The sequence below is a fragment of the Limnothrix sp. FACHB-1083 genome, from assembly GCF_014696485.1.
Taxonomy (GTDB): domain Bacteria; phylum Cyanobacteriota; class Cyanobacteriia; order CACIAM-69d; family CACIAM-69d; genus CACIAM-69d.
Map to the genome: position 1 here is coordinate 12340 of NZ_JACJQD010000008.1, position 26929 is coordinate 39268.

Annotated in this window: 29 protein-coding genes; 16 read left to right on the top strand and 13 right to left on the bottom strand. The window is 56.7% G+C overall.

The window, feature by feature from the left end; all coding sequences use genetic code 11:
* Nucleotides 1–122: 122 nt before the first annotated feature.
* The 3 genes from H6F46_RS11390 to H6F46_RS19855 are packed head-to-tail and all read left to right on the top strand — an operon-like array spanning nucleotide 123 to nucleotide 1922.
* Entirely contained in the window at nucleotides 123–791 is a 669-nt protein-coding gene (locus H6F46_RS11390) for an MASE1 domain-containing protein (protein WP_190355009.1), read from the top strand.
* A gap of 4 nt (nucleotides 792–795) precedes the next feature.
* Nucleotides 796–1836: an adenylate/guanylate cyclase domain-containing protein gene (locus H6F46_RS11395; RefSeq protein ID WP_370567134.1), complete on the top strand. Its 1041-nt coding sequence runs from the start codon at nucleotides 796–798 to the stop codon at nucleotides 1834–1836.
* Nucleotides 1833–1922 carry a 4-Cys prefix domain-containing protein gene (locus H6F46_RS19855; RefSeq protein ID WP_370567125.1) on the top strand — a complete coding sequence of 30 codons (90 nt, stop codon included), beginning with the start codon at nucleotides 1833–1835 and terminating at the stop codon, nucleotides 1920–1922. The genes H6F46_RS11395 and H6F46_RS19855 overlap by 4 nt, the downstream gene beginning before the upstream one ends.
* Before the next feature lie 90 nt (nucleotides 1923–2012).
* Here H6F46_RS19855 and H6F46_RS11400 read toward each other — a convergent pair whose 3' ends face one another.
* Together H6F46_RS11400 and H6F46_RS11405 are read right to left on the bottom strand one after the other, a co-directional pair.
* Nucleotides 2013–2474 carry a DM13 domain-containing protein gene (locus tag H6F46_RS11400; RefSeq protein WP_099533232.1) on the bottom strand — a complete coding sequence of 154 codons (462 nt, stop codon included), beginning with the start codon at nucleotides 2472–2474 and terminating at the stop codon, nucleotides 2013–2015.
* Between the two features lie 293 nt (nucleotides 2475–2767).
* A complete protein-coding gene (locus H6F46_RS11405; protein ID WP_190355008.1) occupies nucleotides 2768–3946 on the bottom strand; it encodes an acyltransferase family protein in 1179 nt (392 codons plus the stop codon).
* Nucleotides 3947–4275: 329 nt separating this feature from the next.
* Here H6F46_RS11405 and sipA point away from each other — a divergent pair, with 329 nt between their 5' ends.
* From sipA to H6F46_RS11420, 3 genes are all read left to right on the top strand, one after another.
* Complete coding sequence (gene sipA / locus H6F46_RS11410) at nucleotides 4276–4521, top strand: regulatory protein SipA (protein WP_099533234.1); 246 nt, start codon at nucleotides 4276–4278, stop codon at nucleotides 4519–4521.
* A gap of 79 nt (nucleotides 4522–4600) precedes the next feature.
* Nucleotides 4601–5110, top strand: a complete 510-nt coding sequence (gene coaD, locus H6F46_RS11415; protein ID WP_099533235.1) for a pantetheine-phosphate adenylyltransferase — start codon at nucleotides 4601–4603, stop codon at nucleotides 5108–5110.
* Nucleotides 5068–5763: a DivIVA domain-containing protein gene (locus tag H6F46_RS11420; protein WP_190355007.1), complete on the top strand. Its 696-nt coding sequence runs from the start codon at nucleotides 5068–5070 to the stop codon at nucleotides 5761–5763. Before coaD ends, H6F46_RS11420 begins: the two co-directional genes overlap by 43 nt.
* Nucleotides 5764–5825: 62 nt before the next feature.
* On the opposite strand, the gene H6F46_RS11425 is transcribed toward H6F46_RS11420, so the two are convergent.
* Nucleotides 5826–6467: an ABC transporter ATP-binding protein gene (locus H6F46_RS11425; RefSeq protein WP_347278321.1), complete on the bottom strand. Its 642-nt coding sequence runs from the start codon at nucleotides 6465–6467 to the stop codon at nucleotides 5826–5828.
* 965 nt (nucleotides 6468–7432) lie between these two features.
* On the bottom strand, nucleotides 7433–8674 hold the full coding sequence (locus tag H6F46_RS11430) for an FtsX-like permease family protein (RefSeq protein WP_190355005.1): 1242 nt from the start codon (nucleotides 8672–8674) through the stop codon (nucleotides 7433–7435).
* A 151-nt stretch (nucleotides 8675–8825) separates the two neighbouring features.
* On the opposite strand from H6F46_RS11430, the gene H6F46_RS11435 reads away from it, so the two are divergent.
* Nucleotides 8826–9341, top strand: a complete 516-nt coding sequence (locus tag H6F46_RS11435) for a hypothetical protein (protein WP_099533238.1) — start codon at nucleotides 8826–8828, stop codon at nucleotides 9339–9341.
* Between the two features lie 69 nt (nucleotides 9342–9410).
* Here H6F46_RS11435 and H6F46_RS11440 read toward each other — a convergent pair whose 3' ends face one another.
* Nucleotides 9411–9782, bottom strand: a complete 372-nt coding sequence (locus H6F46_RS11440) for a hypothetical protein (protein WP_099533239.1) — start codon at nucleotides 9780–9782, stop codon at nucleotides 9411–9413.
* 438 nt (nucleotides 9783–10220) lie between these two features.
* On the opposite strand from H6F46_RS11440, the gene H6F46_RS11445 reads away from it, so the two are divergent.
* Nucleotides 10221–10997, top strand: coding sequence for a hypothetical protein (locus tag H6F46_RS11445; protein WP_099533240.1), 777 nt, complete (start codon nucleotides 10221–10223; stop codon nucleotides 10995–10997).
* A gap of 42 nt (nucleotides 10998–11039) precedes the next feature.
* On the top strand, nucleotides 11040–11513 hold the full coding sequence (gene ruvX / locus H6F46_RS11450; protein WP_099533241.1) for a Holliday junction resolvase RuvX: 474 nt from the start codon (nucleotides 11040–11042) through the stop codon (nucleotides 11511–11513).
* Between the two features lie 78 nt (nucleotides 11514–11591).
* Here the strand turns inward: ruvX and H6F46_RS11455 are convergent, their stop codons facing one another.
* The 3 genes from H6F46_RS11455 to H6F46_RS11465 all read right to left on the bottom strand — a co-directional run bounded on the left by H6F46_RS11455 (nucleotide 11592) and on the right by H6F46_RS11465 (nucleotide 14453).
* Entirely contained in the window at nucleotides 11592–12638 is a 1047-nt protein-coding gene (locus H6F46_RS11455; RefSeq protein WP_190355004.1) for a hypothetical protein, read from the bottom strand.
* On the bottom strand, nucleotides 12616–13587 hold the full coding sequence (locus H6F46_RS19860) for a 2OG-Fe(II) oxygenase (RefSeq protein WP_199291524.1): 972 nt from the start codon (nucleotides 13585–13587) through the stop codon (nucleotides 12616–12618). Before H6F46_RS19860 ends, H6F46_RS11455 begins: the two co-directional genes overlap by 23 nt.
* Before the next feature lie 221 nt (nucleotides 13588–13808).
* Entirely contained in the window at nucleotides 13809–14453 is a 645-nt protein-coding gene (locus tag H6F46_RS11465; protein WP_099533244.1) for a histidine phosphatase family protein, read from the bottom strand.
* A gap of 178 nt (nucleotides 14454–14631) precedes the next feature.
* Between H6F46_RS11465 and H6F46_RS11470 the strand changes: the two genes are divergently transcribed.
* Nucleotides 14632–15003, top strand: coding sequence for a DUF1818 family protein (locus H6F46_RS11470; protein WP_099533245.1), 372 nt, complete (start codon nucleotides 14632–14634; stop codon nucleotides 15001–15003).
* 92 nt (nucleotides 15004–15095) lie between these two features.
* Here H6F46_RS11470 and H6F46_RS11475 read toward each other — a convergent pair whose 3' ends face one another.
* Together H6F46_RS11475 and H6F46_RS11480 are read right to left on the bottom strand one after the other, a co-directional pair.
* Nucleotides 15096–15551 (bottom strand): VOC family protein, encoded by a 456-nt coding sequence (locus tag H6F46_RS11475; protein WP_099533246.1) that lies wholly within the window; start codon nucleotides 15549–15551, stop codon nucleotides 15096–15098.
* 27 nt (nucleotides 15552–15578) lie between these two features.
* Nucleotides 15579–16085 (bottom strand): TIGR02652 family protein, encoded by a 507-nt coding sequence (locus H6F46_RS11480; RefSeq protein WP_099533247.1) that lies wholly within the window; start codon nucleotides 16083–16085, stop codon nucleotides 15579–15581.
* A 139-nt stretch (nucleotides 16086–16224) separates the two neighbouring features.
* On the opposite strand from H6F46_RS11480, the gene H6F46_RS11485 reads away from it, so the two are divergent.
* From H6F46_RS11485 to H6F46_RS11500, 4 genes are all read left to right on the top strand, one after another.
* Nucleotides 16225–16779, top strand: coding sequence for a gamma carbonic anhydrase family protein (locus H6F46_RS11485; RefSeq protein ID WP_190355003.1), 555 nt, complete (start codon nucleotides 16225–16227; stop codon nucleotides 16777–16779).
* A 147-nt stretch (nucleotides 16780–16926) separates the two neighbouring features.
* Entirely contained in the window at nucleotides 16927–17040 is a 114-nt protein-coding gene (locus H6F46_RS11490; RefSeq protein WP_099533248.1) for a photosystem II protein Y, read from the top strand.
* Between the two features lie 374 nt (nucleotides 17041–17414).
* Complete coding sequence (locus tag H6F46_RS11495) at nucleotides 17415–18638, top strand: folylpolyglutamate synthase/dihydrofolate synthase family protein (protein ID WP_190355031.1); 1224 nt, start codon at nucleotides 17415–17417, stop codon at nucleotides 18636–18638.
* A gap of 347 nt (nucleotides 18639–18985) precedes the next feature.
* The gene (locus tag H6F46_RS11500) at nucleotides 18986–20410 is read left to right on the top strand and encodes a type IV pilus twitching motility protein PilT (RefSeq protein WP_242027915.1); all 1425 of its coding nucleotides are present in this window, start codon (nucleotides 18986–18988) and stop codon (nucleotides 20408–20410) included.
* 140 nt (nucleotides 20411–20550) lie between these two features.
* On the opposite strand, the gene hflX is transcribed toward H6F46_RS11500, so the two are convergent.
* Complete coding sequence (gene hflX, locus H6F46_RS11505) at nucleotides 20551–22425, bottom strand: GTPase HflX (RefSeq protein ID WP_190355002.1); 1875 nt, start codon at nucleotides 22423–22425, stop codon at nucleotides 20551–20553.
* 197 nt (nucleotides 22426–22622) lie between these two features.
* On the opposite strand from hflX, the gene H6F46_RS11510 reads away from it, so the two are divergent.
* A complete protein-coding gene (locus H6F46_RS11510; RefSeq protein WP_190355001.1) occupies nucleotides 22623–23138 on the top strand; it encodes an AAA family ATPase in 516 nt (171 codons plus the stop codon).
* 2 nt (nucleotides 23139–23140) lie between these two features.
* On the opposite strand, the gene H6F46_RS11515 is transcribed toward H6F46_RS11510, so the two are convergent.
* Both H6F46_RS11515 and H6F46_RS11520 read right to left on the bottom strand, forming a co-directional pair.
* Complete coding sequence (locus H6F46_RS11515) at nucleotides 23141–23785, bottom strand: hypothetical protein (RefSeq protein ID WP_190355000.1); 645 nt, start codon at nucleotides 23783–23785, stop codon at nucleotides 23141–23143.
* Between the two features lie 166 nt (nucleotides 23786–23951).
* Nucleotides 23952–24761: a carbon-nitrogen hydrolase family protein gene (locus H6F46_RS11520; RefSeq protein WP_099533253.1), complete on the bottom strand. Its 810-nt coding sequence runs from the start codon at nucleotides 24759–24761 to the stop codon at nucleotides 23952–23954.
* A 744-nt stretch (nucleotides 24762–25505) separates the two neighbouring features.
* Here H6F46_RS11520 and dnaA point away from each other — a divergent pair.
* A complete protein-coding gene (dnaA, locus tag H6F46_RS11525) occupies nucleotides 25506–26924 on the top strand; it encodes a chromosomal replication initiator protein DnaA (RefSeq protein WP_190354999.1) in 1419 nt (472 codons plus the stop codon).
* Nucleotides 26925–26929 lie beyond the last annotated feature (5 nt).

Genomic DNA, 26929 nt, shown 5'->3' on the forward strand with positions numbered 1-26929 from the left:
CAGCGCCGGCCTTGATCGATGCTTCAGCGTTTCTCGCATTAGGATCTCCATTAGCATTGCGTCCGATCCACCCTCGATCGCTCCCTCCCCACTAGGCTCCCCAAGCAAGCGCCCAACGGATTTTGAATCATCGCTGGCTGGTTAAATTTGGGAAACTTGCGCAACCCGGCTCCCGAGGAGAACTGGTCGGGTCAATTATTGTGGTGGCGATCGCCTACGGACTCGCGGCCTATGTGGCCGTGTCCCTGCCGGGGTTGCACCAAATTGGCACGGCGGTTTGGCCCTCGGCCGGCATTGCCCAAGCGGCCCTGATGTTGGGCGGCTTTCGGCTGTGGCCGGCGATCGCCCTCGGCATCAATTTCTATGACCTGATCCATCCGGGGATCACCATTCCCCTGTTGGGACTGTTTGGCTGCACGGGCGCAACGGTTCAGGCTGTCCTTGGGGTGTGGCTGTTTCGGCGGCTGGGGGGCAGCAATGTGTTCGATCGCGTGTCGAATGTGCTGAAGTTTTTGGTCAGCGGTGTGCTGATTGCCCCCCAAATTAATTGCACCTGCGGTGTGTTGGCCCTGTGCTTAACCGGCAACTTGCCTTGGTCGGAGTTTGCGACGGTGCGTTGGGGCTGGTTTTTGGGCGATGCCATGGGGATATTGGTCTTTGTGCCGCTGATTTTGATGGTGGCCCAACTCCAGCTAACAAGATTGGCAACGGATCACCCGCCTGCGCCGACACAAAAGCACGCGCCGATCGCTCCTGCGCACCCTTTGGCTCGGGCTATTACTCGGCAGTAGCGGCATTGTCTTTTGGGCCCAAACGGAGGCGGATATTGCTCGCTATCCTTTGGAATATTTGCCCTTTCCCCTGGTGGTGTGGGCGGGGATGCAGTTTGGGCCAAGGGCCGCAGCGGTGGGGTCATTTCTGATTTCAGCGATCGCGATCGGGGGCACGGCCTTTGGGATGGGCCCCTTTGTGGCCAAAGCCAGCAGCACCCAACAGGCGGTGCTGTTTTTGCAGGCCTTTTTGGGCGTAATCACGATTACTTCGATGGTGCTGTCGGCGGCGGAATCCGAGCGCTCCCGATCGGCGCGATCGCTTGCGGCCCTCAACCGTGAACTAGAGCAGCGCGTGGCCCGCCGCACGGCTGAACTGGCGGCCCAGACCGATCGCATCAACGACCTATTACACAACATCTTGCCCGCTGGCGTGGCGGAACAACTGGCCAGCGGCTCCCAAACCGTGGCGGAAACCTTCAACGATGTGACCGTTTTGTTTGCGGATCTCGTGGATTTCACCAGCTTTGCCGCCCAGCACCCGCCCACGGTGGTGGTGCAATTCCTGAATGATGTGTTTTGCACCTTTGATGATCTGGTGGAGCAATACGGCCTGGAAAAAATCAAGACGATCGGGGATGCCTACATGGTGGTGGGCGGTGTGCCCAAGCCCCGATCGAACAGCGCCTTTGCGATCGCCCATTTAGCCCTGGCCATGCAACAGGCGATCGGGCAATATCGCAAGCCCGATGGCAGCCCTTTTCGGTTGCGAATTGGCATCCACAGCGGCAGCGCCGTAGCCGGGGTGATTGGGATGAAAAAGCTGGTCTATGACCTCTGGGGCGACACGGTGAATGTGGCCAGCCGGATGGAAACCCTGGGGCAGCCGGGGCGAATTCAAGTCAGCCAAGCGGCCTTCGATCGCCTGCACAGCTATTTCCACTTGGAGCAACGGGGCACAATTGCTGTGAAGGGCAAAGGCGAAATGATCACCTATTGGTTAATCGGTGAACTCAGCAGCCACCAAGATTCAGATCCTGGTTTGCATCCACATCCCCCGTCATGAGCTACTGCTTAAACTCCCGTTGCACTGCCCCCGAAAATGACGATCATGCAGCGAACTGTGCTGCCTGTGGCCGACCGCTTATTTAATCCAGGAATCGATCGAAGGGCCCACCCTGAATTGCGAAGCCCTGGGCGGCCCTTGGTCAGCCAGCAAAGTCGCAGCCCTGCTACGGAAGCCTAGTTCAGCGTTGCGGCCCCAAAGGTGGCATTGAACTGTTGGCACCAAATGGCCACGGATTGGTATTGCGCCAAATTGAGATTGTTGGGGATCACGTAACGTTGGGAACCGGAGGTTTTTTGCAACGCACTCAACACCACGTATTGGCCTTCCGTTAGTTGCATTCCCGGTCGGGCAGATCGATGCAACACCACCCTCAGAGCTGGGCCACTGTCACTGCGGAAGTTGTTGCCAAATTCCAGAATTTTCTGAGAGCCTTCCATCACGATTCGGGCTGTGCCTTGGGTGGGATGCTCCAGGGCCATGAAGTTTCCGGACTTGAGCACCCTGGTTGACTGTTTGGGCAGGGTGACGCGGCTTTGCTGGGCCAGGGTGGCGGAGGGGGTTTGTGCAACGGCCATGGCAGCAACCGGGGCGATCGCGCTCATAGCCAAAACCAACGCTACAACAGTCCGTTTCATAACGATTCAGTCCTCGGAACCTAAAGATTGGGTGACACTGAGAAACCTGGCGTGGCGACAGCAAGGCAGCACCCCTGAGGAATCCACAGGGTCTCTACACAACAAGGTTTGAGGCGATCGCGCTGGTTGGAGTTGCTGGGTTGCCTGTCCACATTTACCAAGGTAGGCGGGCAAGATGAGTCCCAGATGAGTGGGAAATGAGGCGCGACGATCGGGTCGATCGGGTTGCTAATTGCTCTGCAAATTCCCCAATTCTCAACGTTGCCAGCCCATACCCATCGCGGTCTCAGGCCTCAAACCTTCAGGAACCAGCCCCGGCGATAGAACCCATACATGGCCAACCACCACAGCAGCACCATCGCGATCGCAAACAACAGCGAGCCGCTCATGGGGCCCGCCCAGGAAGCGAACAGGGTTTGATAGAGCCATTGGTAGGTGCTGGGGGCATCGGGGCCGCTGCCAATGTGGGTGCGATTCAGCAGCCGACCCACCAACCCGGAACCCACAAAAGCCGTGATTGCGTTCATCCCAAAAATTTCAAAGGGGCGGCTAATGCCGTGGGCGCGCCGGATTTCCGTGAGGGCATAGCACCCTGCGAGCAAGACGATCGACCAACCGGCGGCATAGAGCGCATAGGAACTGGTCCAAAGTTGCTTATTCAGCGGTAGCGCCAAATCCCAGAGGCGACCCAGGGCGATCGCCCCTACGCCGGCCCCCGTCAAGCGCCAAGCGGTGAGGGCTTTGATGGGCTGGGTTTTCAGCCACTGCACCGCCCAATAGCCCGCTAGGGTAGACCCGATCGCGGGAAGGGTGCTCAACAGTCCTTCCGGGTCAAAGGCCACGGTTTGTTGATTCAGGGTGAGTTGGTAAAGATGACTTGCGCCGAGTAGGGTTCGATCGACCCAACCGACGATCGAACCATCGGGCGTGAGCGGCGTGGTGCTCAACAGGGCCCAATAGCCCAACCACAGGCCCGCCACGGCGATCGCTTGGGCCCGTCGAGAGCAGTGCAAAACCAGGAGCGCCGAAGCACCATAGGCCAAGGCAATTCGCTGCAAAACACCCAAAATTCGCCATTTTTCCCACAGGAGCGGGGCCCCTTCAAACCAAGTCCGCATCAACAGGGTGGAGGCATTCAGGGCTAAGCCTAAGCCAAATAAAATCAGCACCCGTTGCAGCAATTTGCGATGGATTTGCCGCTGTTGGGGGCGATCGAGTGGGGCCTTTTCCGCCACGCGCCCCAAGGAGAAGGCCATGGCTCCCCCAACCACGAACAAAAACAGCGGAAAGACCAAATCTGTGGGCGTGAAGCCGTGCCACTCAGCGTGGAGCAGGGGGGGATAAACCTGGGCCCAACTGCCCGGATTGTTCACCAAGATCATGGCTGCGATCGCCAGGCCCCGCAGCAGGTCTAAGCACCGAAACCTTGGGGGTTTGGTAGGTTCGGCGGGCAAAGGGCGATCGACCGTCATGGCAAAACCGGTGGGTTAATCAACCGGCGCAAACAACTGAAAGCAAGAATACAAATTTGCGATGCCAGCTTGCGATACTGGCTTGCGATAACGGATTGCGATACCGGCTTGCGATATGGGCTAGGGGCGATTCGTCTGCGACGGGTCAGCCACTGAAAGCCGGGTGCTAGTCTGGACGGGGGGAAGGGGCGATCGGGTTCGGTTGAGTTTTCATTCAGCCATCCCAATTTGCTAGCTCTCGATTCCAATCCCGATTGAAATCCCGATTCAGACCTCAACTCCAGTCCCGAACCGCGTGCAAACCCGCGTCCTAACCTGATTCCTGACCTATGAGCGAATTGCAAGACTCTGACCGTTTCACCCTGGCCGCGGGCGATCGGGTACGGCTTGTGGCCCTGCCGCCCTACGTCAAAACGGCGGAACCCATGCCCATGTTGCGGCCGCCGTCGGTTTTGACGATCGGGGACTTGGGAACGGTGTTGGGTTGCCGGCCCGGGAACTGTTGGGCCATTCGGTTTGCCAATGGGGCTTATCTGCTGACGGCGCAATATCTAGAACGGGTGCAGACTCCGTGAATGCTGAACCCCAATTCCTGAAGTAAATTTGCTAAGTCCTCTGAATTTTCTGATCCAATTGAGCTAGAGCAGAGACCATATGGGTGTCAGGGCGATCTATCCGGGGAGTTTTGACCCCATCACCTTGGGGCATTTGGATATCATTGAGCGAGGCTGCCAACTGTTCGATCAGGTGATTGTGGCGGTGTTGCGCAATCCCAATAAACAACCCCTGTTCGAGGTGGCCCAACGGATTGAACTGATTGAGCGATCGACCAGCCATTTAAGCAATGTTAAGGTCGATACCTTCAATGGTTTGACGGTGGAGTACGCTCGACAACAAAAGGCAACCGTATTATTACGGGGATTGCGCGTGTTGTCGGATTTTGAGTACGAGCTGCAAATGGCCCATACCAACAAGACGCTCTCCGAGGCGATCGAGACCGTCTTTTTGGCAACGCGCAATGAGTATAGTTTTTTGAGTAGTAGCTTGGTGAAAGAGATCGCCCGCTTTGGTGGCCCGGTCGATCGCCTCGTTCCCGATCCTGTTGTTGCGGAGATTCAGCGATGTTTTCCTCAGATGCCTCTGGTTTCGCCCCCCAGCCCGTAGCGGATTCGGCAGCTTCGGCGGCGGAACCAGCAGCGAATGAGACGCAATCGGCGGCGAGTTCCCAGGGACGATCGAGCGGTTTTGATGTGCAACGGGCCCTCGATCGGCTCGAAGAAATTGTGCTGGACAGTCCCCGCATTCCCTTCGGGCGACGCACCTTGGTGGATGAGGAAGTGTTGCTGGATCAACTGGATTCAGTGCGGCTAAATTTACCCGCCGCCTTCCGGGAGGCCGAGGCGATCGTGCGGCAACGGGAGCAAATTCTCTTTGAAGCCCAGCAGCAGGCCAAAGACATCATCGAAGGGGCCAAACAGCAGGCCGCCCGCGCCATTTCCGAAACGGAGCTGGTGCGCCATGCCCAACTAGAAGCAGACTCCATTCGGCAGCAAGTGGAAGAAGAATGCCAGGCCGCACGCGATCGGCTGCTGAATGAATTAGACCAAACGCGCCAGGCCGCCGCCGCTGAGTTGGAAGAAATGCGGCGGGCCGCCATTTCGGAATGCGAAGCCATCCAAGATGGGGCTGATGATTATGCCGATCGGGTCTTGGGCAGCATTGAGCGACAACTGGGCGACATGCTGCGGGTCATTCGCAACGGTCGCCAACAGTTACAGCAAGAAGCCGATCGCGCCATGGGCAAATTGGGCAAATAGCCAAAACCCGTGGGGAGTTGCCCCTAATTGCTCAGCTCAATTACTCAGCTTAATTGCTCAGTTCAATTGCTCAATTCGCCATCTTCCAAGTGGGCCACTCGATCGGCAATATCCATAATTCGGGGATCGTGGGTCACAATCACGATCGTGCTGCCATCTTCCTTGGCCAAACTCCGCAACAGTTCCATCACCCCATGACCATTGCGGGAGTCCAACGCGGCCGTTGGTTCATCGGCCAAAATCAGCGGTGGATGGCCCGCCAAGGCCCGGGCGATCGCCACCCGTTGTTTTTCCCCACCCGACATCACCTTGGGCAGATGATCCGCTCGATGGCTCAAGGCCACGCGATCGAGCAACTTTCGCGCCATCTTCTTGGCCTGGGGGCCGCGAATGCCCTTTAAATTCAGGGCCACTTCCACGTTTTCCGCCGCCGACAGAGCCGGAAACAGATTGAACCCCTGAAACACAAATCCAATATTTTGGAGCCGGAAATTAGCCAACTGCTTTGGAGACAACTGGGTAATTGCCTGGCCCAGCAGATCCACATGGCCGCTAGTGGGGGTCAAAATGCCCGCCAAAATTGACAGCAGCGTGGTTTTGCCCGACCCCGACGGCCCCATCAGCAATTGAATGTCCCCCCGCTTCACCCGCAGGCTCACATCCTTCAGCACATGGATGGCTTCATCGCCACCGCTGTAGCGCATGTCAACATGCCGCGCGTCGATCGCCCAAGTACAATCGCCTTTGCCCTCATGGCAGCGATCGCGACGGATCAGGGGTGGCGACACCGGAGCGGTTAAAGTGGGCGCAGTCGTGAAATTGGTAGACGCGGTCATGGGGGAAACGGCTGGTTTAAGGATGGGAGATGATACCGATTCGATCGAGGTGGGTGGTGGGGGTAGAGCTTAGTGTAAGCGGTTAACCGACCTGGCCGAGGTGACTAATCGATCAGTTCTTGGCGATCGGGAACAGGAGGCCCGTTAACCACTTCATTAATTGTCTATAGCTCTCCATTTTAGAATTGTCTATTTTCAAGGTTGCCCAGGATTGGGGGAAATTTTGGGAATTCGCGACTCCAGGCGATCGATATTCCCAGTTTCGGCCAAGGGGATCCGTTTATTTCCGTCCATGACAGACAATTTCAGAAGCGGCCACAAAAATAGCCCAGCGAGAAAAGCAAGCCGAAAACAGGTCAAAAATCACTCACAGGCGACTCAAAAGCAACGTTAATCAAAACATAGAGTGATCCTCAATTGCCGGAAGATATGAAATAAATGACTAAGATGATGATCAACAAAGCAATCAGAGAAAGCATTTTATTGCAAGAAAGAAACGAGAAAATATAGAAGTAATATTAAAGCAATCTTAAGCTGATTTTCAAGAAATGAGAAAACGATAATGAAGCAAAGATTGGGTAATGGGGCGATCGATTAGTTTATAATTGACTTTTTAATTTTTTAATTGATCTGTCTTGATTGACTCAAGAATGCTGATTGATATGAATTGCAAATCATTAAAATCGCAAACAACCACGAATGACCGATCAGTAACTCATGCAAAACCGATTCATGATTAATGAATCACTCATGAATGGCTAAGGATGGGGCACACTGGGGCGCACACTGATTGATCGCATCTTAGCGCAATCGCCGGGTCATGATGGCTCTTTCTAGGCCTTGAAAACCACGGCGGGGTCAATGCGATTAACCTTTTGAATGGCAAACAGGGCCGAACTGACACACATCACCACCGTCACACCAAAGGTCAAAAAGGCGCTGAGGGGCGTAATGGCGATGACGACACCGGCTGTGGTGGCAAATTGCGCCACGCCCAAACAAAGGCCCATGCCGGGTAAATATCCCAAGACGGCCATCCAAAGGGACTGCTCAACAATAATGCCGCGCAAAACCCAACTGGAAGCGCCCATGGCCTTGAGGGTGGCGAATTCGCGGACGCGCTCGCTGGCGGAGGCGTAAAGAATTTGGCCCACGATCGCAATGCCCACGATCGCCCCGACGATCGCCCCAAGGGTCAAGATAAACCCCACCCCCGTTCGATCGCGCCAGTAGGTTTGCGAGAGGCGGGACAACTCCGCGCGGGTGAAGGCTCGGGAGTCTGGCAAGGCCGCTTCAATGCGGCGCTGGAGGTCTGGAATCGAGCTGCCCGGCTTGGCCCGCACCAAAATAAAGTTCACCGGGTCGGACGCATTGAGCGATCGAGGTGGCACGGGGCGATCGGCTCCGGTGGGCTTGGGGCTGACCCGATTCACACAATCCAGTCCCCCATCGGGCTGCACACTACAGGTCAGCCGCGATTCTCGCCCAGCACTCAGCAGGCTGTTGGCCGACACGGCAGACATGAACAAAAACGGGCTGAACACGATCGATTGCAGCCCCTGGCCCACCGCGCCCACTTGCAATGGGGTGGAACCCACCGTGCCCCGATCGCCCACCCGCGACAGCCCCAACTTCCGAAGATTCGTTACGTCGGTGATCGCCCGGTAGGGTTGTTGAACTTCGGTTGCTCGGCCTTGGGTCAGGTTCCAAGGTTGAAATAACACCCCATCCGGCTGATAGCCCAAGGTAATCACCGACTCAATCCGATTGTTGGGAGCACGCCACAGCACTTTGCCAAAAATCAGCGGCTCCGCCCGTTCCACCCCCGCCAACCGCTGGACACGGCTCAGGTGGTCGAAGGACAGGGGCAGGGTCAGTTCCAGATGCACCAAGTCCTTGGACGTGACCCAAATATCGGCCTTGGAGCGATCGACCAGCAGCGATGTGGATTCTGTGAAACCGCGAAACACGCCCGTTTGGATCGTCACCAGGCTCACGGCAAACAGAATTCCCGCTTGGGCCACCAACAGGCGCGGAATATCTTCAAATAGATTTTTACGGGCGATCGAGGGCATAGACCACCTAAAAAAGAATCGCCAAGCAGTTCATCAGACCGAGCAATCAGTGCCGTCAGAATCGAGAGATGCGCGCCAATGACCAGAGCGGATAAGCTAGGTGTTCTAGTCAGTTTTTTGTATTGCAGTTTTGACGGTTCATCGACAGCAGATGCGTCCCAAATTAACAGATTTAAACGATTGGTATCGGGCTGAGTTACTGATGCAGCCAGCCTTCCTGCGAACGATCGACAACATTCGCAAGCAACTGGAATCTTCCGGCTGGAAAGGAACCTACGAAGAATTTCCCGTCTTTCCCTACGGCACGTCTGAAGAAATCCAAACCCGTGTCACCCTCTTGCAGCAGGAACTAACCACCGCCAGCGGCGAACGGGCAGCGGAAATTACGGCGGCGTTGGATGACTTGCCACAACCCTATCCGGGCTATTGGTTCACCCTGGAGCACGATGGCCAGTCCACGCGCGTTGACGTGTGGGAACTGTGCTACAGCATTTGCTTCCGCGACTACCAAGCCCTCAGCACCCTCAGTGCGGGCGATGAGGTGATGGTCACCATTGATTTGGATTTGATTGGGGAGGATGGGGATGTGGACTGGCATCGGCTGGATGAAAAAGCCCAGCGGGTGGTGGCGCAAGTGTTCGATCGCCTAGCAAACATCATCAACTAGCGCTCTCCACTAGCACCCTCCGCTAATACCTTGTTCGTGGGCTGAATGGGGTGGCAGGTTCCGCTGGCCCTAGCGCAACGAATTGAGGTCGATCGCCCCCACGCCGCCCCGTTGAATTTGGCGCAAAATAATTCCAAACTGCCACCAAACCGTCAGCGCTCCGCCCACCGCCACCGGCACGGAAAGTTTATAGGACAGGTCGATCGGGAACGCGAAGCACTGCAATGTGGCCGCCAAAAAAAAGCCAGCCCCGCCGGCCATCCCCACAAACGGGAGCCACAACTCAGGCCCTTTCATGGCCGCCGGATCCCGATCGGGTGACTTGAGCCAAACTCGCCCCTGTTCGCGCAAACTTTTCGCAAAGGCCAACCCCGACAGCGCTCCCGCCGCAACCCCGGCCGCCAACAACACGTAGGGCGATCCGCCGCTGGTGTAATCCATTGTTTCTATTAATGATGTTCAAAGCTTATATTCCAAGGCGTTTATTCTATCGTCTCTATTGCCAATGTAGACTAGATGTGAACGATGGGTGTTATCTCCAACCGAACGGGTTCAGGCTCACGGAACCCAACCCAACCAGCATGGCCCCACAGACCACAATTCTCGCAATTCTCAACGTTGCCAGTGGTCGCGGTGGGGGGTAACTTTGTGCTTGTCTGCGTCTAGGAAGTTTTGGCCCCCACCCGATCGCACCGCAGCTACGGTGATTGGCTCCAGGGGGTTAATCAAAAGAAAGTTACCGTTGACTAACAGGGGGGAAACGGGAAATTTTCTAAATTCATCGAAAAATTCATCGAATTCAACAAATTCACCGATCGCCCGTGAGGATTCGTATCTGTGAGTTGCCCAATGAGTCATTCAATGACAACATTGCCTGTCATGACGACCTCCATTATTCCGGTCATTAGCTTGCCCGCCGGGCCCCTGGCCCAGGCCCCAACCACCCCGGCTCCTGCTAATAATTTATGGCTCATGAGCAGTGGCGCTTTGGCAGTGTTGCTGGTCGCTGGTGGTGTTTATTTCAAGCTAGAAACAGACAAGCTCCACAAGAGAATTCGTGCAGAAGAATTCCGAGTTCGTGAACTCAAAAAACGCCTTGACTTAGCCCTCAAAAGCATTCACAAGATGGAAGCAAATCCCGATCTTGTGAATTCTCGTGAGTTCAACTTGGATTACTTGCGAATGCGGATGCAGGAGGAGATCTTCCACTTCGCGATCGTGAATCAGATCAAGATGAAGATCAAAACCATGGTGTCCGTGGCCCTGCGGCCGACCCAACAACAGGCTGGCACTCAAAACAACGCGCAGACCAACCAAGGCCGCCAAGTGGATCAGCTCTTTGATGTGGAGTATGAAACTTGCACCGATGGCGTGAAGCGGGTGAAGCGGGTGTTGTTTCGAGTGCAGGTGCGCATCACCAAATTGCCCACCCAGCCCACTTCCCGGACGATCGAGGAAATCATCAACTGCCTGGAGCGCTACCTCAGTTTGGCGGATGATGATGACGATCGGTGGCAACCGACGATCCAGGGGCGCATCGTCACCATCAGTTGGGATCAAAAGGCCAAACCCACGCCGCTGCTGGTGTTGGAGCAGTCCGGTGAGGGCATGAATGTCACCCTTAAGACGCGGCGTGCGGCCGGTGCGGCTAAGTAGGCGGGTTGCTGTGTTTTGGTTCTGCGCAACCGATGAGAGTCTATGGCGGTTGATTTAGGGGCGGCTGATTTGAGGGCGGCTGATTTGAGGGCGGTTGAATCGGGAGCGGTTTATTTGGGGTTTGATCCGGGCAGCGCCAAATGTGGATTGGCGGTGCTGCGATCGAGTGGCGAGATTTTGGCCCATGAGGTGGTGCGATCGGACGGGGCGATCGAGCAATTGCGCCAATGGCAGCAACAATACCAAGCCACGGCCATCATTATGGGTGACCAAACCACTTCCAAGGCCTGGGTCAGCCGTCTGGAACAGGGTTGGCCCGATGCCCCCCCGATCCAACGGGTTGATGAACGCTACAGCACCCTAGCCGCGCGCGATCGCTATTGGGAACTCTATCCGCCTCGGGGTTGGCGAAAGTTGCTGCCTCGGGGCCTGCGCCAGCCGCCCCGCCCGGTGGATGATATTGCGGCGATCGTTTTGGTGGAGCGGTTTTTAGCGAATAGCTCTCCCAAGAACTGAGTTTCGCAGAGAAATTTCACAGAGAAAATTTCACAGAGAAATTCCGCCGGGTGCATCCAGCCTGTTCAAAGCCCTGGGCTAAATCCCGCGCGGCAGATGTCGGACGGCACGCTTGGCGCGATCGGACACGGGCCAACGCCACACATCTTCAAAGAGCCAAACCAAATTGTGCTGGGTGGTTTCGCTGAGGGCAATGATCCAGTTGTCCACGGCTGCTTGGGTGCTGGTGGCATCGGGGCGATCGCGCACGGCGGCCCACAACCGCTTAGCAAAGGTGGGATCGTTGGGACTGTAGCGATCGCGCACTTCCAGCAGCATGGCCGCCCACAATTCCGGCGCACCAATGCAAATTCCCCGCTCGGAACAGAGGGGGTTTTTGGGAGCTTGACCCGATCGCAGGGTGTTGTGCCAATTCAAAGTGCGATCGGCTTGATAGCGCCATAGGAGCGATCGCAAATCCTGACGATAAATTTCAAACGGCGTGCCATACACCGATCCCGGCTCAATTTGCAGCACGTCCAACACTTCCAAACGCATAAAAGCTGCAAACCCGGTGCGTACCGTAACGCTAGCATCGGCTCCCTGATATTCCAGTTTTTTGGCATAGGATTTCAGCCAAAAATTACGCCCCAACTCATAAATGGGCAGGGTCTCAAACTCGCCGGTTTTCTGATAGGTATTGTAAAGATCTTGGAAATAAGGAGCCTTCACCTCGATGCCGGTGCTGGAAATGTAGCCACAGCCACCGCCACAGGTTTTGGGAACAATGGCCACCGTTCCCAATTGATCGCGAATGGTGGGGCCGTAGGGGGTGGGTTTGCCGGCCACGGCTTCGGCATAGAAATCATAGGCGCGATCGACCAGTTCAATCAGGGGTTGCAATCGTTCCGGCTCCCAAGTTCCCTCCGGCAACAGCCACACCAAATTGCGGCCACGATAGGGATATAACTGCAACTCGGTTCGATCGAACGCTACGTAGGGAATGGGAGCCGGCCGGGCCGGTTGGGATGGCTCGATCGCCCCGGCTGCCCCGGCCGCCAACCACAGCAACCCCGCCCCCAGACAACCCAACCAAACCCGCCGGACTGATCCCCGCCGAGGACTAAGCCCGCCGAATCCAGCCATTGAGCGTGAACCGGCCATGGTCAAATTGGCGCGACGGACAAACAACGGGCAGCACTTCATGTTTACAGCGACTATCAAAAAAGACAATCCGATTATTCAGCGGTTCAATGGTCTCGAAGCGATCGGACGCGGTTACCATGGGCCCGCTGATATCCGTTTCATACATTCGCAATTCACCACCCGAAAATCGCTTCGGTTCCTGATAGAAATAGTAAACATAGGTCAGGACGCGCGTGGCCGTTTCTGGACTGCCTGAATCGTTGTGAATTTTATAAAAACAGCCATCATTGTGAGCCGTTAGCTGCATCTCAACTTGTCCCGGCTCAAAGCCAGGCATTCCCAATTGCTGCACAACCGTTGGCAATAGACCAATTAACCGTTGGCGCAAGAGTTCGTAGAGATCTGGATAGAGCGTGGCATACAAAATACTGGAGCGACGGTAATCGCTGGCGTTGGTTGTGGTTTTGGAACCAACGAATTGATCGGCCTTATTCAAGGCCGTGCTGAGGGCAAATTGATGCTCTTCATGACTTAGAAAGTTGTCAATTTCTAAAACCGTTGGCTCCAAAATTTGGTCATTGCGAGCCGCTGAAGGAGCAGTCGCAACGGGGTAAGCCAGGGACTGATATTGGGTGGTGGCGGTGCTGTCTGAATGGGGGCGATCGGGGCCGATGGCGGGCTGGCCCTTGGAAGCGGATCGCAATCTTGCGTCCAGTGGCGATGCTGACCACGATTCCGGGCCCGGGTTCGTCAGGCGTTGGGTCAGTTGCGGCAATTCCCAACCATCGGTGTTGAGACCTTCGATCGGGTCGGTTCCATGGGCCAATTCCAAAACACGCAGGGCCACCAAGGTTCGATCGCGCAATGACAGTTCAGGAGAGTCCAGCGCTTCATTGAGGGTGCTCACTGCTCGATCGAGCAGACCCTGCATTTCGTCTGATTGAGTCACCGTTTATGGGGGGAGTTAGGTTGCCAGAGGTTTATCCAGGAGTCAACCATCGGCGTTGATTCCTGTGGATTCCTTCCGTCTTATCAAATTGGTCGGGAATCTGAGAACTGATTGCGGCGGCCATCTTGATTCCCTGGAGGAAAAGCCATGGCGATCGATCTTGTCCAGGTTTCTAACTAGATTTCTAACCAGATTTCTGGCCCAGGTTTCTCGCCATGCTCCTAAGTGGAAGGAAGGGCCCGCAACCGTTCATCCAAATAACTCCGATCGGCCACACTGTGAAACAGGGGGCCCCGATCGCTCATTTCCACCACATTCAACCCCGCCACCGGCAACGAGAAGCGATCGCGATAGCGACCCACATCAATGCCCATCAGCACACAAAGCAAAATCCGAATCGTTGCCTTATGGGACACCAACAGCACTGAACCCGTGGGGTGACGACGCTCAATTTCGTCCAAAACCAATGAAGCTCGGCGGGCAATGTCCACACCCCGCTCGCCTCCCGTGGGCGCATTCCAAGCCGGATCCGTCAGCCACCGCACATAGTCATCGTGATAGATTCGATCGACCTCGCGGGGATGCAACCCTTCCCACTTTCCGTAGGCAATTTCCCTTAGCCCATCTCGCAACTGCATATTCAGCCCCGTCATTTCGCACAGAGGCGTTGCCGTCTGGATCGCGCGGCGCAGCGGACTGGTGTAAATGGCTGTCCACTCAAGGGAGGCATAGGCGATCGCGAACTTCTCAGCCATTTCATGCCCCTCGGGCGTGAGGCCGGGATCATTTTCAGGCGTGCCGCAATAACCACCGGATGCACTGTAGGCCGTCTGAGCATGACGCAAGAAGAAGAGCTTAAGAGCCATGGTGGAGTTCGATCGACATGGAGCTTCAATGGTTCAATCCTAGATTCAATCCTAGGACTGAAGAGGAGTAGTGGAAAAATTAGACGGTCTCCATGAAGGCACTTTTCAGACATTTGCTCGGAGCAGTTCAATCCGGAGATAAGCTAAATCCGGCAATTTAGGGCCAATCAACAGCGCTATGGCTAACGATCGAATCTTGAAGTCTGGCCCAGGATGGCGATTGGGCTGGCAGCCTTCGGCCACGAAATTTTCGGGATTGGTGGGCAGTGATGATTGGGCTGTGGAGCTGACGGAGCCGGAGTTAACCGACTTTTGCCGACTGCTCGATCGCCTGGTGGATTCAGTGCGGGCGATCGCCGATGAGTTGATGCCCGAGGAAAAAATTGCTTGCGAGGTGGAGAGCGATCGGCTCTGGCTGGGGGCCGAGGGCTACGCAGATGCCTTTGGGGTGCGGTTTGTGTTGCTGTCGGGGCGGGGCGCTGAAGGGGGATGGCCGCCGGAAGCGGTGGATGGGTTGGTGCAGGCGGCCCGCACGATCGGGCTGTTTTAGCGCCCTTTCTCAAGGCTATCTCTCAACGCCATCTCTCAACGCGATTCCCGAACATCGTGCCTCACCAGAACGCCACGACGCTGAACGGTGGCTCAATGTTCAGCGTCGATCGCGCCCTTGGGTGGCGGGAGTTGAGATTGAAGGCGCAACAGTTCGATCGGCATTCCATCCGGATCTGCGATGAATGCCACCTCATAGACCCGATCGCCAATCATTTGCTGGCAAGGGGCCAACAACAGGGGCAGGGGTTGCGGAGCCAGGCGATCGCCCATCAGACGCAACCAATCCGGCAGCGTTTCTGGGCGATCGGGCGATTGGGCCAAATCTAGCGACAAATGGTAGTAGCCCACATAATGCTCATTGCCAAAGGGATCGGGCGGCGATTGGGGTTCCGGCACTTGCAGCAGCTCAATCCGTCCCCCCCAACCTTCCATCCAACAGGCCAGGGTCATGCCCGCCGTGAACCGTTCGGCCATCCCAAACCCGATCGCTTCATAAAACGCGATCGCCCGGTGAATATCCGCCGTTTTTAAGGAAACATGGTGCATTGCGCCGCTACCGCCCCCCCCCTTGGGCTACTCAAACAGCCGGAAATAGGGATAGCGCACCGGCACACCGGGTTCCTTGTCCAACACAAAATTAATCACATCCCAACAGGGATCCGCCGCTTCCGTGGCGCTGAATTCCACCGGCAAGCCATAAAGCCGCGGCCGACCGTCGGAACTGGGATTGCGCGGGTTTGCCCGATCGAGATAGGACGCAATGAGGGTTTGGTAACGATGGGCAACGGTTACCTTTGTGGCCCGGAAGCCTTGGGTATAGAGCCGATCGAGCGCTTCATGAATTTCAAAGCGAATGCCGTCGGGGTGCGTATGCTGGCGATACCATTCACCTTCCCACTGCCGCCAATGGCGACTGGATTGCAAATGCACCAGTTCTTTGGTGTTGGGGTCGGCTTCAAAGGCCCCATGCCGGGGACAAAGGTACGTGTCCGTAAGGGTCAGGGCCGGGATCGGCTGCCGACAATGGGGACACAAAATTTCTGGGCCAAAGATGGGATATTGCAACGTCGGATTCAGCATGGGTTCGATCGAAACCTCGTGCAGGACGGCGGTGGGAGCGGGGGTTCGATCGCGGGCCGTCGCCTCGCTACCCTATTATAGCGATGGCATTTTGGCGGTCTGGGCAAAACAAACGCTTCTTGAAATATTTGTCACGTTTATGTCACGTCTAGAGGCAACAGGGGCGATCGCCCATCCCATTTTGGGCACACCAGACATCGCGGCTGCGGCCTTTGTCGCTCCCAACGCCACCATTATCGGCCGGGTCACCCTGGCCGCCGGGGCCAACATTTGGTATGGCGCGGTGCTGCGGGGGGATGTGGAGCGGATTGACATTGGCGAAAACACCAATGTCCAAGATGGCGCAGTGATCCATGGCGACCCGGGCCAGCCCACAATTCTTGAGGCCGATGTGACTGTGGGCCACCGGGCCATCATCCACTCCGCCCACATTGAACGGGGCTGCACGATCGGGATGGGAGCCATCATTCTCAACGGCGTGCGCGTGGGTGCGGGTAGCATCGTGGGGGCTGGGGCCGTGGTGACCAAAGAGGTACCACCCCGATCGCTCGTGGTGGGAATTCCGGGCAAGGTCGTCCGATCGCTCAGCGATCAGGAAGTGGCGGAACAAATTGAACATGCGGCCCGCTACGTAAAGTTGGCCCTGGTGCATGGCGGCCAGGGCACGGATCTGGGTTTTCACGGGGCGCACTAGGTAACTCGGCCTACCCCAATGCCCGCCAGTGACCCAGTTCCCAGGATTCCGATCGACTGGTCGCGTTCGGGAGGCCCCAAATGCCCGACAATGGCATTTAATTAAATTGGCTCGCCTGTTTTTAGAACTGTTACGGGAGATCAAGATATGGATTGGCGCGTTTTGGTTGTGGTGTCTCCGCTGCTGCTGGCTGCTGGCTGGGCTGTTTTCAACATTGGTAAGGCAGCTCTCGAGCAATTGCGTCGTCAGCTAGACAGCTAGGTTCGTAGTAAACTCTGGCGGTTTTGTCGCGATCGCCCACAATCGATACCCAATCGCAGAATAGTAGGGGCGCTTTGATGGCGCTCCTACTTGTTTTTGGGCATTTTTGGCCCCTCGCAAGGCGCAATAGGCTAAGGAACAACACCATGACCCCGGCGATCGAACCATCAAACCCAGAGCCGCTAGATTCAGCAAATTCCGTCAGTGCAGCTCACCCGGCAACCCAGGATCATCAGGGCAATCACGCCAATCACGCTCACCAGGCCAATCAGGATAATCAGACCAATCAGGATAATCAGACCAATCAGGTAGGCCAACTAGACCAGCAATTAGCTAGTTTTCAACCCTTCGGCGTGCAGTTGGGCTTAGAGCGGATGCTAGGGGTGCTGGCGGCTTTGGGAAACCCTCAGCAACAGGTGTCGATCGTCCATGTGGCGGGAACCAATGGCAAAGGTTCCGTTTGTGCTTACCTGTCCAGCATTCTGACGGCGGCGGGCTATCGCACCGGGCGCTACACTTCACCGCACCTGGTGGATTGGACGGAGCGAATCACGGTGGATCAAGTTCCGATCGAACCGCAAGTTCTGGCTGAGTTGCTGCGTGAGGGGGAACAGGCGATCGCCCAAACCGGCATTTCCCTGACCCAATTTGAGCTGGTGACCGTGGCCGCTTGGCTGTATTTTGCGCGCCAGCGGGTGGATTTGGCGGTGATGGAAGTGGGGCTAGGGGGGCGGTTGGATGCGACCAATGTGGTGGACGGGCCGATCGCCTGTGCCATCACCTCGATCGGACGGGATCATTGGCAGGTTTTGGGCGACAGCTTGGGACAAATTGCCGGAGAAAAAGCCGGCATCCTGAAGCCGGGGCGGCCGCTGGTGGTGGCTCCCCTGCCGCCCGAGGCCCGGGCCGTGGTGGCCGATCGCGCGGCCCAACTGGCCTGCCCGATCGATTGGGTGGAGCCGGCCGAGCCGATCGCCCCGCCGGCCGAATCTTGGCCGCACTTACCTTGGGTGCGATCGGGCAATTTAGCCTATCCGCTGCCCCTGGCCGGAACTGTCCAGCGCACCAATGCGGCCGTCGCGATCGGGCTGGTGCAACAGTTGCGATCGGCCGGTTGGGCCATTTCCAACCCAGCCATTCAAACCGGCATGGCCAACGCCCGCTGGCCGGGCCGGTTGCAGTGGACAACCCATCAGGGGCGATCGCTGCTGGTGGATGGGGCCCACAACCATGACTCGGCCCAAGTGCTGCGGGACTATGTGGATCAGCAAAATTTGGGGCCCGTGATCTGGGTGATGGGTATGTTGAGCACCAAGGACGCGGCCGCCGTGTTGCGGATCCTGTTGAGATCGGGCGATCGGCTCTACACCGTGCCTGTTCCAGATCCCCAGTCGATCGCCCCCGAAGCATTGGTGCATCTGGCTCCCGAGGCGATCGCCCTGGCAGAGGGTCGCCCCTTCACGGATCTGTTGCCAGCTTTGGAGGCGGCCCTGGCGGGCGATCGGCCCGTGGTGCTCTGTGGTTCCCTGTATCTTTTGGGGCAATTCTTCCGGATCAGCACCCCCACCATTTCCCCAGTCCTAGCAGCCAAAAGCTGACAAATCCATTGGTTTTGGATTAGAAACAAAGGGAGCCTGATCCGCAAAATCACGGAGTTCAGGGGAACCCTCTTGCCGGTTTCCCAGTTCTCCAGCAGCAGGCAGGTATGGGTGGGTCAGGCTGAATGCAAGGGCTTTCGACCATAGGCCAAACTGTGGATTGAAAATCGATCGGGGCGGAAGCGGGGCGATTCATCTCGAAACGGCGGCCAGTCCGGTCTTGTCAGCCTAGGTTGCGGATGAAGCGGACTTCGCCGTGATGAAGCAGGAAGCCTCCCGATTGCAGCCTTCGCGAGCGAATGGTGGCAATTGCTAGTGAAGTAGTGACGGATTTTGGAGGTTTCTCAATGAAAATTGTTCAGGCTCCCAGCCAACCCGTGCGCCCGCTCCAGCGGTTTGTGGTGGCCGGTGTGGCAACGCCCGATGATGCGGGCAAACCGTTGGTCGTCAGTCTGAATAATGACTTCAAGATGACAGGGCCGATCGTGGCCAAGGACGGCACTTGGCGCTTAGACCTGGTGTTTCCCAAGCCCGGCAACCACCACCTGAGTGTGAATTTGGGCGATCGGCGGGCGGACTGGTCGTTTCAGGTGATTGGGGAAAATGGCGAAACGGCCCCACCGGGCCCGATCGTCCCAGAAGCCAGCCCCGTCAGCGGCCGCCGTCCCCTCCCTCGGGCGAAGGCCTCGGAAGGTGCGCCCACCCTGCGGCAGTTGGTGGAAGAAGCCTTTCGCAACAACTATTCCGATGTGCATTTGGCCGTGGGCCGAGAACCGCGCTTCCGCAGCCGGGGGCAAATGCAGCCCACCACCTACCCCACCACGGACGACAACACCTTCATGGCCTGGATGCAAGAGGTGTTGAGTGATGTGGAAATTCAGCATTTTCAAGAAAACTTAGACTTTGACGGGGCGGCCCAATATCCCTTTGCGCGGGTGCGGATCAATTTGTTTGAAACCCTGAATGGGCCGGCGATGGTGTTGCGCTTGATTCCGATGGAAATCAAGACCTTTGAGCAGCTTTGTTTACCGGCGGCCTTTGCGAACGTTTGCCATGCCCACAAAGGGTTGATTTTGGTGACGGGGCCCACCGGCTCCGGGAAGTCCACCACCTTGGCGGCCATGATTGACTACATCAACCGCAACATGACCCGGCACATCATCACGATCGAAGACCCGATCGAGTTTGTCCACCAAAGCCGCCGATCGGTGATCAATCAGCGGGAGGTGGGGATTCACTCCCTACGGTTTGACAATGCGTTGCGGGCTTCCTTGCGGGAAGATCCAGACGTGATTCTGATTGGGGAAATGCGCGATCGGGAAACGGTGGAAACCGCCCTGAAGGCTGCCCAAACCGGTCACTTGGTATTCGGAACGCTGCACACCAACGGGGCCGTCAAGACGATCGAGCGGATTTTGGCGCTCTATTCACCGGAAGATCGCGAGGCCGTGCGAACCCAAATTGCGGAAGCGATGGTGGCTTGCATTTCTCAAGCCCTAGTGCCCACCACCGACGGCAAACGGGCCCCGGTCTTTGAGGTGTTGATCAACACGGATGCCATTCGGGATTACATCAAGAAAGGGCAGATTGACGAGGTGGAGGACATCATTCCCCGATCGGAATACGAGGGCATGTGTACGATGAACCAAATTCTCTACAAGCTCTATTTGGAAGGGCGCATCAACGAGGAGATTGCTCTCGCCAATTCGCCCCGCGAGAACGAAATGGCGATTATGTTGCGAGGTGGCTCTCTTTACAGCTCTGCGGTCTAGGTCGGGGCGCAAGGCCCTAGGCCCTAGGCCCGAAAGCTGCTGTTTTAACGGTTGATTAACCCATTGCGGCGGTGTGTCCCGCCTGATCGATCGGGCAGGATCGATCAGAATGAATCGGGCAGGATCGATCAGGCAGGGGCCTATTCTCCCGTGGCGTAGCGAACCAGGTTCAGCAACTGTTGCCGGAGGGTTTCGAGTCCCAAGCGATCGCCTGCGGAAATAAACACCCCGTGGGGACATTCCGCCTTGGCCTGTTCGATCGCCTCGGAGCTGGCCGCGTCGATTTTGTTGAAAACCAGCAGCTCCGGCCCCGGAACGATCGGCATTTCACCCAAAATTTCATGCACCGCCGCAATATGTCGGGGCCAGGAAGGATGGGATAAATCCACCAAGTGCAACAGGGCCTCTGCTTCCGTCACCTCCTCCAGGGTGGCGCGAAAGGCATCCATCAAGGGCGGCGGCAGCTCTTGAATAAACCCCACCGTGTCCGTAAGCAGGATCGATCGCCCCTCGGTGGGTTCCGCAAATTCGGGGCTGTCTGGAAATTCCGATTCAGCGATTGGGGCGATCGGGGCGGGCGCAGTCAGGGTCAGGCGGCGAGTAGTTGGATCCAACGTGGCAAACAGTTGATCGGCCGCATAGACCTCCGCATCGGTCAGCACGTTCAACAGGGTTGATTTTCCAGCGTTGGTATAGCCCACGATCGCCACGGTCGGCACATCGTGGTGTTGGCGACGTTGGCGCAGGCGGTTGCGGTGGGCCTGGAGTTCGTTCACCTCCCGTTGCAAGCGGGCAATGCGCCGCTGAATCACCCGGCGTTCGGTTTCCAATTTGGTTTCACCGGGCCCCCGGGTTCCAATGCCGCCGCCCAACCGAGACATGGCTTGGCCACGGCCCGTCAGTCGCGGCATGAGATATTCCAACTGGGCCAGTTCCACTTGCAGCTTGCCCGCGCCCGATCGGGCCCGTTGCGCAAAGATATCGAGAATCACCTCGGTGCGATCGACCACGCGCGTGCCGATGAATTTTTCCAGGTTGCGGATTTGGGCCGGGGACAAGTCCCGATCGAACGCCACTAGGTTGGCCCCCAAGCTCTGGGCCTGGAGGGCAATTTCTTCCACCTTCCCTTCACCCACCACGGTTTGGGGATGGGGGCGCGATCGCTTTTGGCGCACCACACCGACCACGGAACCGCCGGCCGTGTCCACCAGCCGATCGAGTTCCACCAACCCGTCTTCAAAGGCCCTGGGATCCCGATCGCTCGTTTGCACCCCCACCAACAACACCCGATCGCCCGCTTGATCAATCTCTAGGCCGGACACTTCTCGGGCAAACTCGGCCTCCAGCCCCGTCACAAAGTCCAGAAAGTCCTGTTCCGCCAAATCCTCGATCGGGACAGGGGGTAACACCGTGGTGCTTTGGGTGACGCTTTCGGCCGTCGATTCCGTCCCTCGCACCACCAAACCCGGCAGATTGGACGGCGGCAACAGATGGGCCACCCGCGCCGATTTCACATAGCCCCCCACACCGCCACCGCGCCGCGCAAAGCCACTGCCCGTGAGTGGCAACCAAACCAACGCATCCAACCGTTGCAGGGCCAAAGCCGTCAAGGCTCCGGTTCCCGGCTGTTCTGACTCGGGCGCGGTGGCCATGCAACGAATTCCGCACAGGCGCTCGGCCCCATAGCGCGGCAATTCCAAAGGCGGGATTTGGGTTTGGCGCGGTGTGCCCACGCCAACTCGAATCACCTGGCCCCGCCGGTTAAAGTAAACGCAAAGGGGTTTTTCCAGTTCGGTGCTGATGGCGGCCAAGCGCTGGGCAAATTCCGGCGTGGTGAAGCGATCGCCGGGCACGCGCTGATGATAAAGCTGCTTCAGTTGTTTGAGTTGGTTGGTTTTGAGACCTTTCAGATCTCCATGAATGGTTTCGATAAGCCACCTCAGAATGCGACAAAAAAATGGAAAAGAATAGAACGGCAAAATGAACCAGATCCCCAAACGGCGATCGCCGCGCATCTCCCGCCTGGGAGGGGCGATCGGGCAGTGGAGAATGGTTCAATTTTAGGCGGGCCGGGCCGGCTAAGGCGAGGGTGATCCCTGATCCTTAGGCGGTTCAACGGCTCAACCATGCTCAAACCATCTCGTTAGCCGATCTCGTTAACCTACAGCGTTAACCTGTGGCGTTAACCGGTTGATTAGCCCATTCCAGCACCATGCCACTTCCCGATCGCCCCGTTGCTGATCCCCCCGCCTCTGGTCTGCCCACGACTCACCTGATCGTGCTAATTGGGCCGCCGGGCTGTGGCAAGTCCACCCTGGCTCGCCAGTGGCAAGCCGCCGCTCCCGATCGACATTGGATTTCCACCGATGCCATCCGGGCTGAACTCTTTGGTGATGCGGCTGTTCAGGGCGACTGGTCAGCCATTTGGCAGGTGGTGTGCGATCGACTGCAAACCGCGATCGCCAACGCAGCCGATGCCGTTTACGATGCCACCAACGCCGACCCGCGCCAACGACAGCGAATCTTAGAAACCGCACGGGAATTGGGGTTTAGCCAGATTATCGGCTGGTGGGTGCAAACCCCGTTGGAGCAATGCTTGGCCTGGAATGCCCAGCGCGATCGACAGGTTCCCGCCCATGTCATTGAGCGGATGGCTCAACAATTGGATCGATCGCCCCCAGAACTGGCAGAAGGCTTTGATCAACTGGAAATTATTGGAACCTTTTAGTTTCAGCTTCCCTCTGGTCTGGATCTACCGGCCAAGAAACAGTCTTCAGGTTGCGCAAATTGATAGGAACGAGCCACACCTGCTTCTATCCAGTCAATTCCTTCAATCCGTACATACCAGCCTCTCAAATCAATAGGTTTGATTTCCAGGGCGATCGGTTGATCGTTGCGGTTGAAAAGCCCTTGAGCACCCATTCCCAGTGAACGATCATTCAGTGATCGTCCCGCTCGGTTCAAAATACTATTCTGTGTTCGCACAACATAGCGTACATTAACATCTGTTACTGGCTTTCCTGTTCGATTTTGAACTGATCCCATCAAATGAATCACCGTTTTCGTGAGACCTGACGGTTGTTCTGAGCTACTTTCCTGTTCAAACCAGCATTGCAACAGCTCCACATTGCCGCCGCCATTGGCACTAGTGGCCGCCGGAGGTGGCCCCATCGGCGCAGATGCTGGAGCGCTGTTTGGGGCCGTTGGATTGTTGCCCGGCCGACCACACCAAGCACTGAGATCCCGGCGGTTGCCAGCCGCATCGGTGAAGTAGCACAGGGGGTCTGTGTCCTGGCCCTGGGCTGATTTTCCGAAGCTCACCGTAAGCAACAATGCCGTTACCATCAGGGTTAAAAGCTGAACTCGGGGAACCATGGCAGCCTGGAACTCAAAATTTTATATAAAGTGATTCGTTTAATAGTATCTGGGTTTTTGCAGGAAAGGGAATTTGCAAATAATTAGAAAATCAAGCTTTGGGGGCGGGTGTTGCGCCCCCGTTGTTTGGATGGATTGTTTGGATGGGCGTTAATCAGGTGGACATTTAGCCGAAAACGCGGTGCTCCAGGCAGGGCATTTGGCGACGAACTTGGGCCAGTCGATCAGGGTTGATTTCCGCGATCGCGAGGCCCACCGGATCCCCCGCGTCGGCCAAGATTGTGCCCCAAGGATCAATAATCACCGCGTGGCCATGGGACTGGCGGCGGCCGTAGTGGAGGCCTGTTTGGGCCGGGGCGATCGCGTAACAGGTGTTCTCGATCGCCCGGGCTTGCAACAACACTTGCCAATGATCCTTGCCCGTGTAGGCCGTGAAGGCTGCGGGCACAAACAACACATCTGCGCCCTGTTTGGACAGATGGCGATATAGCTCCGGAAACCGCACGTCATAACAGACCGAGAGACCCAAATTGCCCAAATTGTCCGATCGATAGAGGGGCGGCAAGTGGGAACCGGCCAACACCGTTTGCGATTCGCGGTAGGTGTTGCCATCGGGCAAATCCACATCGAACAAATGCACCTTTTCGTATCGCACCACGGAGCCATCGGGATCCACCAGCAGCGCCGTGTTGGCCACCTGGTTGTCCGGCACTGGCACGGGAAATCCACCCCCCAAAATGGTGACCTGATATTTCTGGGCCATGGTTTTCAGGAATTTTTCGCTGGCGGCGGCGATCTCGCTGGCCTGGGCGAGTTTTGCGTTTTCTTCGCCCAAAAAGGAGAAGTTTTCCGGCAGGCCAATCAGTTCTGCCCCCCGGTTCACGGCCAGATCAATTAAGTCTTCGGCTTGGGCCAGGTTGTGGGCCAGATCGGGCTGGCTGTTCATTTGGACTGCCGCCGCCAGGTAGGACTTCATAGGTTCAGATCGGTTTAACAACAGGAATTAGGGGCAGATGGCCCGCATTAGATTATCCGTAAATTCTTCCCATTCGTTGCGTTCAGTTACACCCAAGTCATTAACCATGCCAAGTCTGAATGGCAGATTGAGCCGAAGGGAAGACGGATGAAGGGTGCACGGAAGGCGCATGAATTGTTTAAGAAATTCCGGCCGATCGCCCCTTGGCCCGATTCATGATAGGTTTATGGCTCTTTGCTGGACACTAGATGTCAGCGAGCAGACCCTTCATGCTGCATTTCGCTGCTGGAGTTGTGTTGATGATTGGAGCGCGATCGACCAGACCAGCATGGAATCAGGGTCTTGAGGAATCTGATGACGGGCCGATCGGCCCAGTCCAACCTACTGACGGGGCCAACGCAATGGCGTGAGGGTGACCCAACTGCCCGATCGCTGCCCTGGTTTTTGGGGCTGTTATGTTGATTTTGACCGGGTTTTTGTGTGCTGGGTCGGGTTCGATCCGTTCAATCGAACAAAGACGGCTAGAATAACTTCGCTGCACTGGTTGCCGGTTGTGGCGATCGCTGCCATCCCAGCAGTCAATGCTATGCAGTCAACCTATGCAGTCAACCAGTGCAATCGAATGGTTGCCATCGAACTGAAGTCGCGGGGCAATACACCGTTGGGGGTGTTGGGCACGGGTGGAATCGCTACCGGTGACCTGCGATGGGGGTTCGATCGAGATTCGTCCAGAGGATGTCCACCGTGGAAAAATCGCTCGATGCGTTCTGGGGTCAGGTTTTGGATCAGCTCCAAAACCAACTGAGTCGGCCAACGTTTGAAACTTGGATCAAAACGGCCATCGCAGAGCGCTTAGACGATCAGGCTTTGGTGGTGCGGACTCCCACGCCCTTTGCTCGCAATTGGCTGCAAAAGTATTACCTAAAGGCTATTTCCCAGGCGGCCCGCGAAGTGTTGGGCCATGAGGTGGAAATTCAGATCGTGGCGGCCCGGGGTGATGAAAGCGTTGGCGGGGCGATCGACCCGGAGGCCTTTTTGCCGCCACCGGAGCCGATCGCCGATCCCCCCAGTGCCCCGCCGATCGCCAGCCCTGCCCCCAGCGATCGGGGCCGCACCGCCACGGAACTGAACCCGAAATATACCTTTTCGCGCTTTGTGGTGGGGGCCAACAACCGCATGGCCCACGCGGCTTCCCTGGCGGTGGCCGAGTCGCCGGGTCGGGAATTTAACCCCCTGTTTTTGTGTGGGGGAGTGGGACTGGGCAAAACCCATTTGATGCAGGCGATCGGTCATTACCGCCTGGAAACAGATCCAAATGCCAGAATTTATTACGTTTCCACCGAACAATTCACCAATGATTTGATCGCCGCCATTCGCAAGGACGGAATGCAACGGTTTCGGGAGTTTTACCGCGCCGTTGATGTGCTCATTGTGGATGACATTCAATTTATTGAAGGTAAAGAATATACCCAAGAAGAGTTTTTCTATACCTTCAATACGTTGCATGAGGCGGGCAAGCAAGTGGTGTTAGCGAGCGATCGCCCGCCCAGTCAAATTCCTCGGTTGCAAGAGCGGCTGTCGTCCCGGTTTTCCATGGGCTTAATTGCCGATATTCAACCGCCGGATTTTGAAACCCGGATGGCCATTTTGCAGAAAAAAGCCGAGTATGAAAATATTCGGATGACCCGCGATGTTATTGAATATATTGCCGCTAGCTATACTTCCAATATTCGGGAATTGGAAGGGGCCCTCATTCGCGCGGTGGCCTATATTTCGATCTCGGGATTGCCGATGACGGTGCAGAACATTGCACCGGTTTTGAACCCGCCCGTGGAAACGGTGGAAGCTTCGCCCGAGTCGGTGATTCAAATTGTGGCGGATGCGTTCAATATCTTGATCGAGGATTTGAAGGGCAATTCTCGCCGCCGAGAAATTAGCCAAGCCCGTCAAATTGGGATGTATTTGATGCGGCAACATACGGATTTGAGTTTGCCTCGAATTGGGGAAGAATTTGGCGGCAAAGATCACACCACGGTGATGTATAGCTGCGACAAAGTGGCGCAATTAAAGGATGCGGATCCGGAGTTTGCCCAAAATTTGCGCCAACTGAGCGATCGAATTAATTTGGCGGCTCAACCTCCGGCTCCACCAACGGCGAGTTAAGGGCA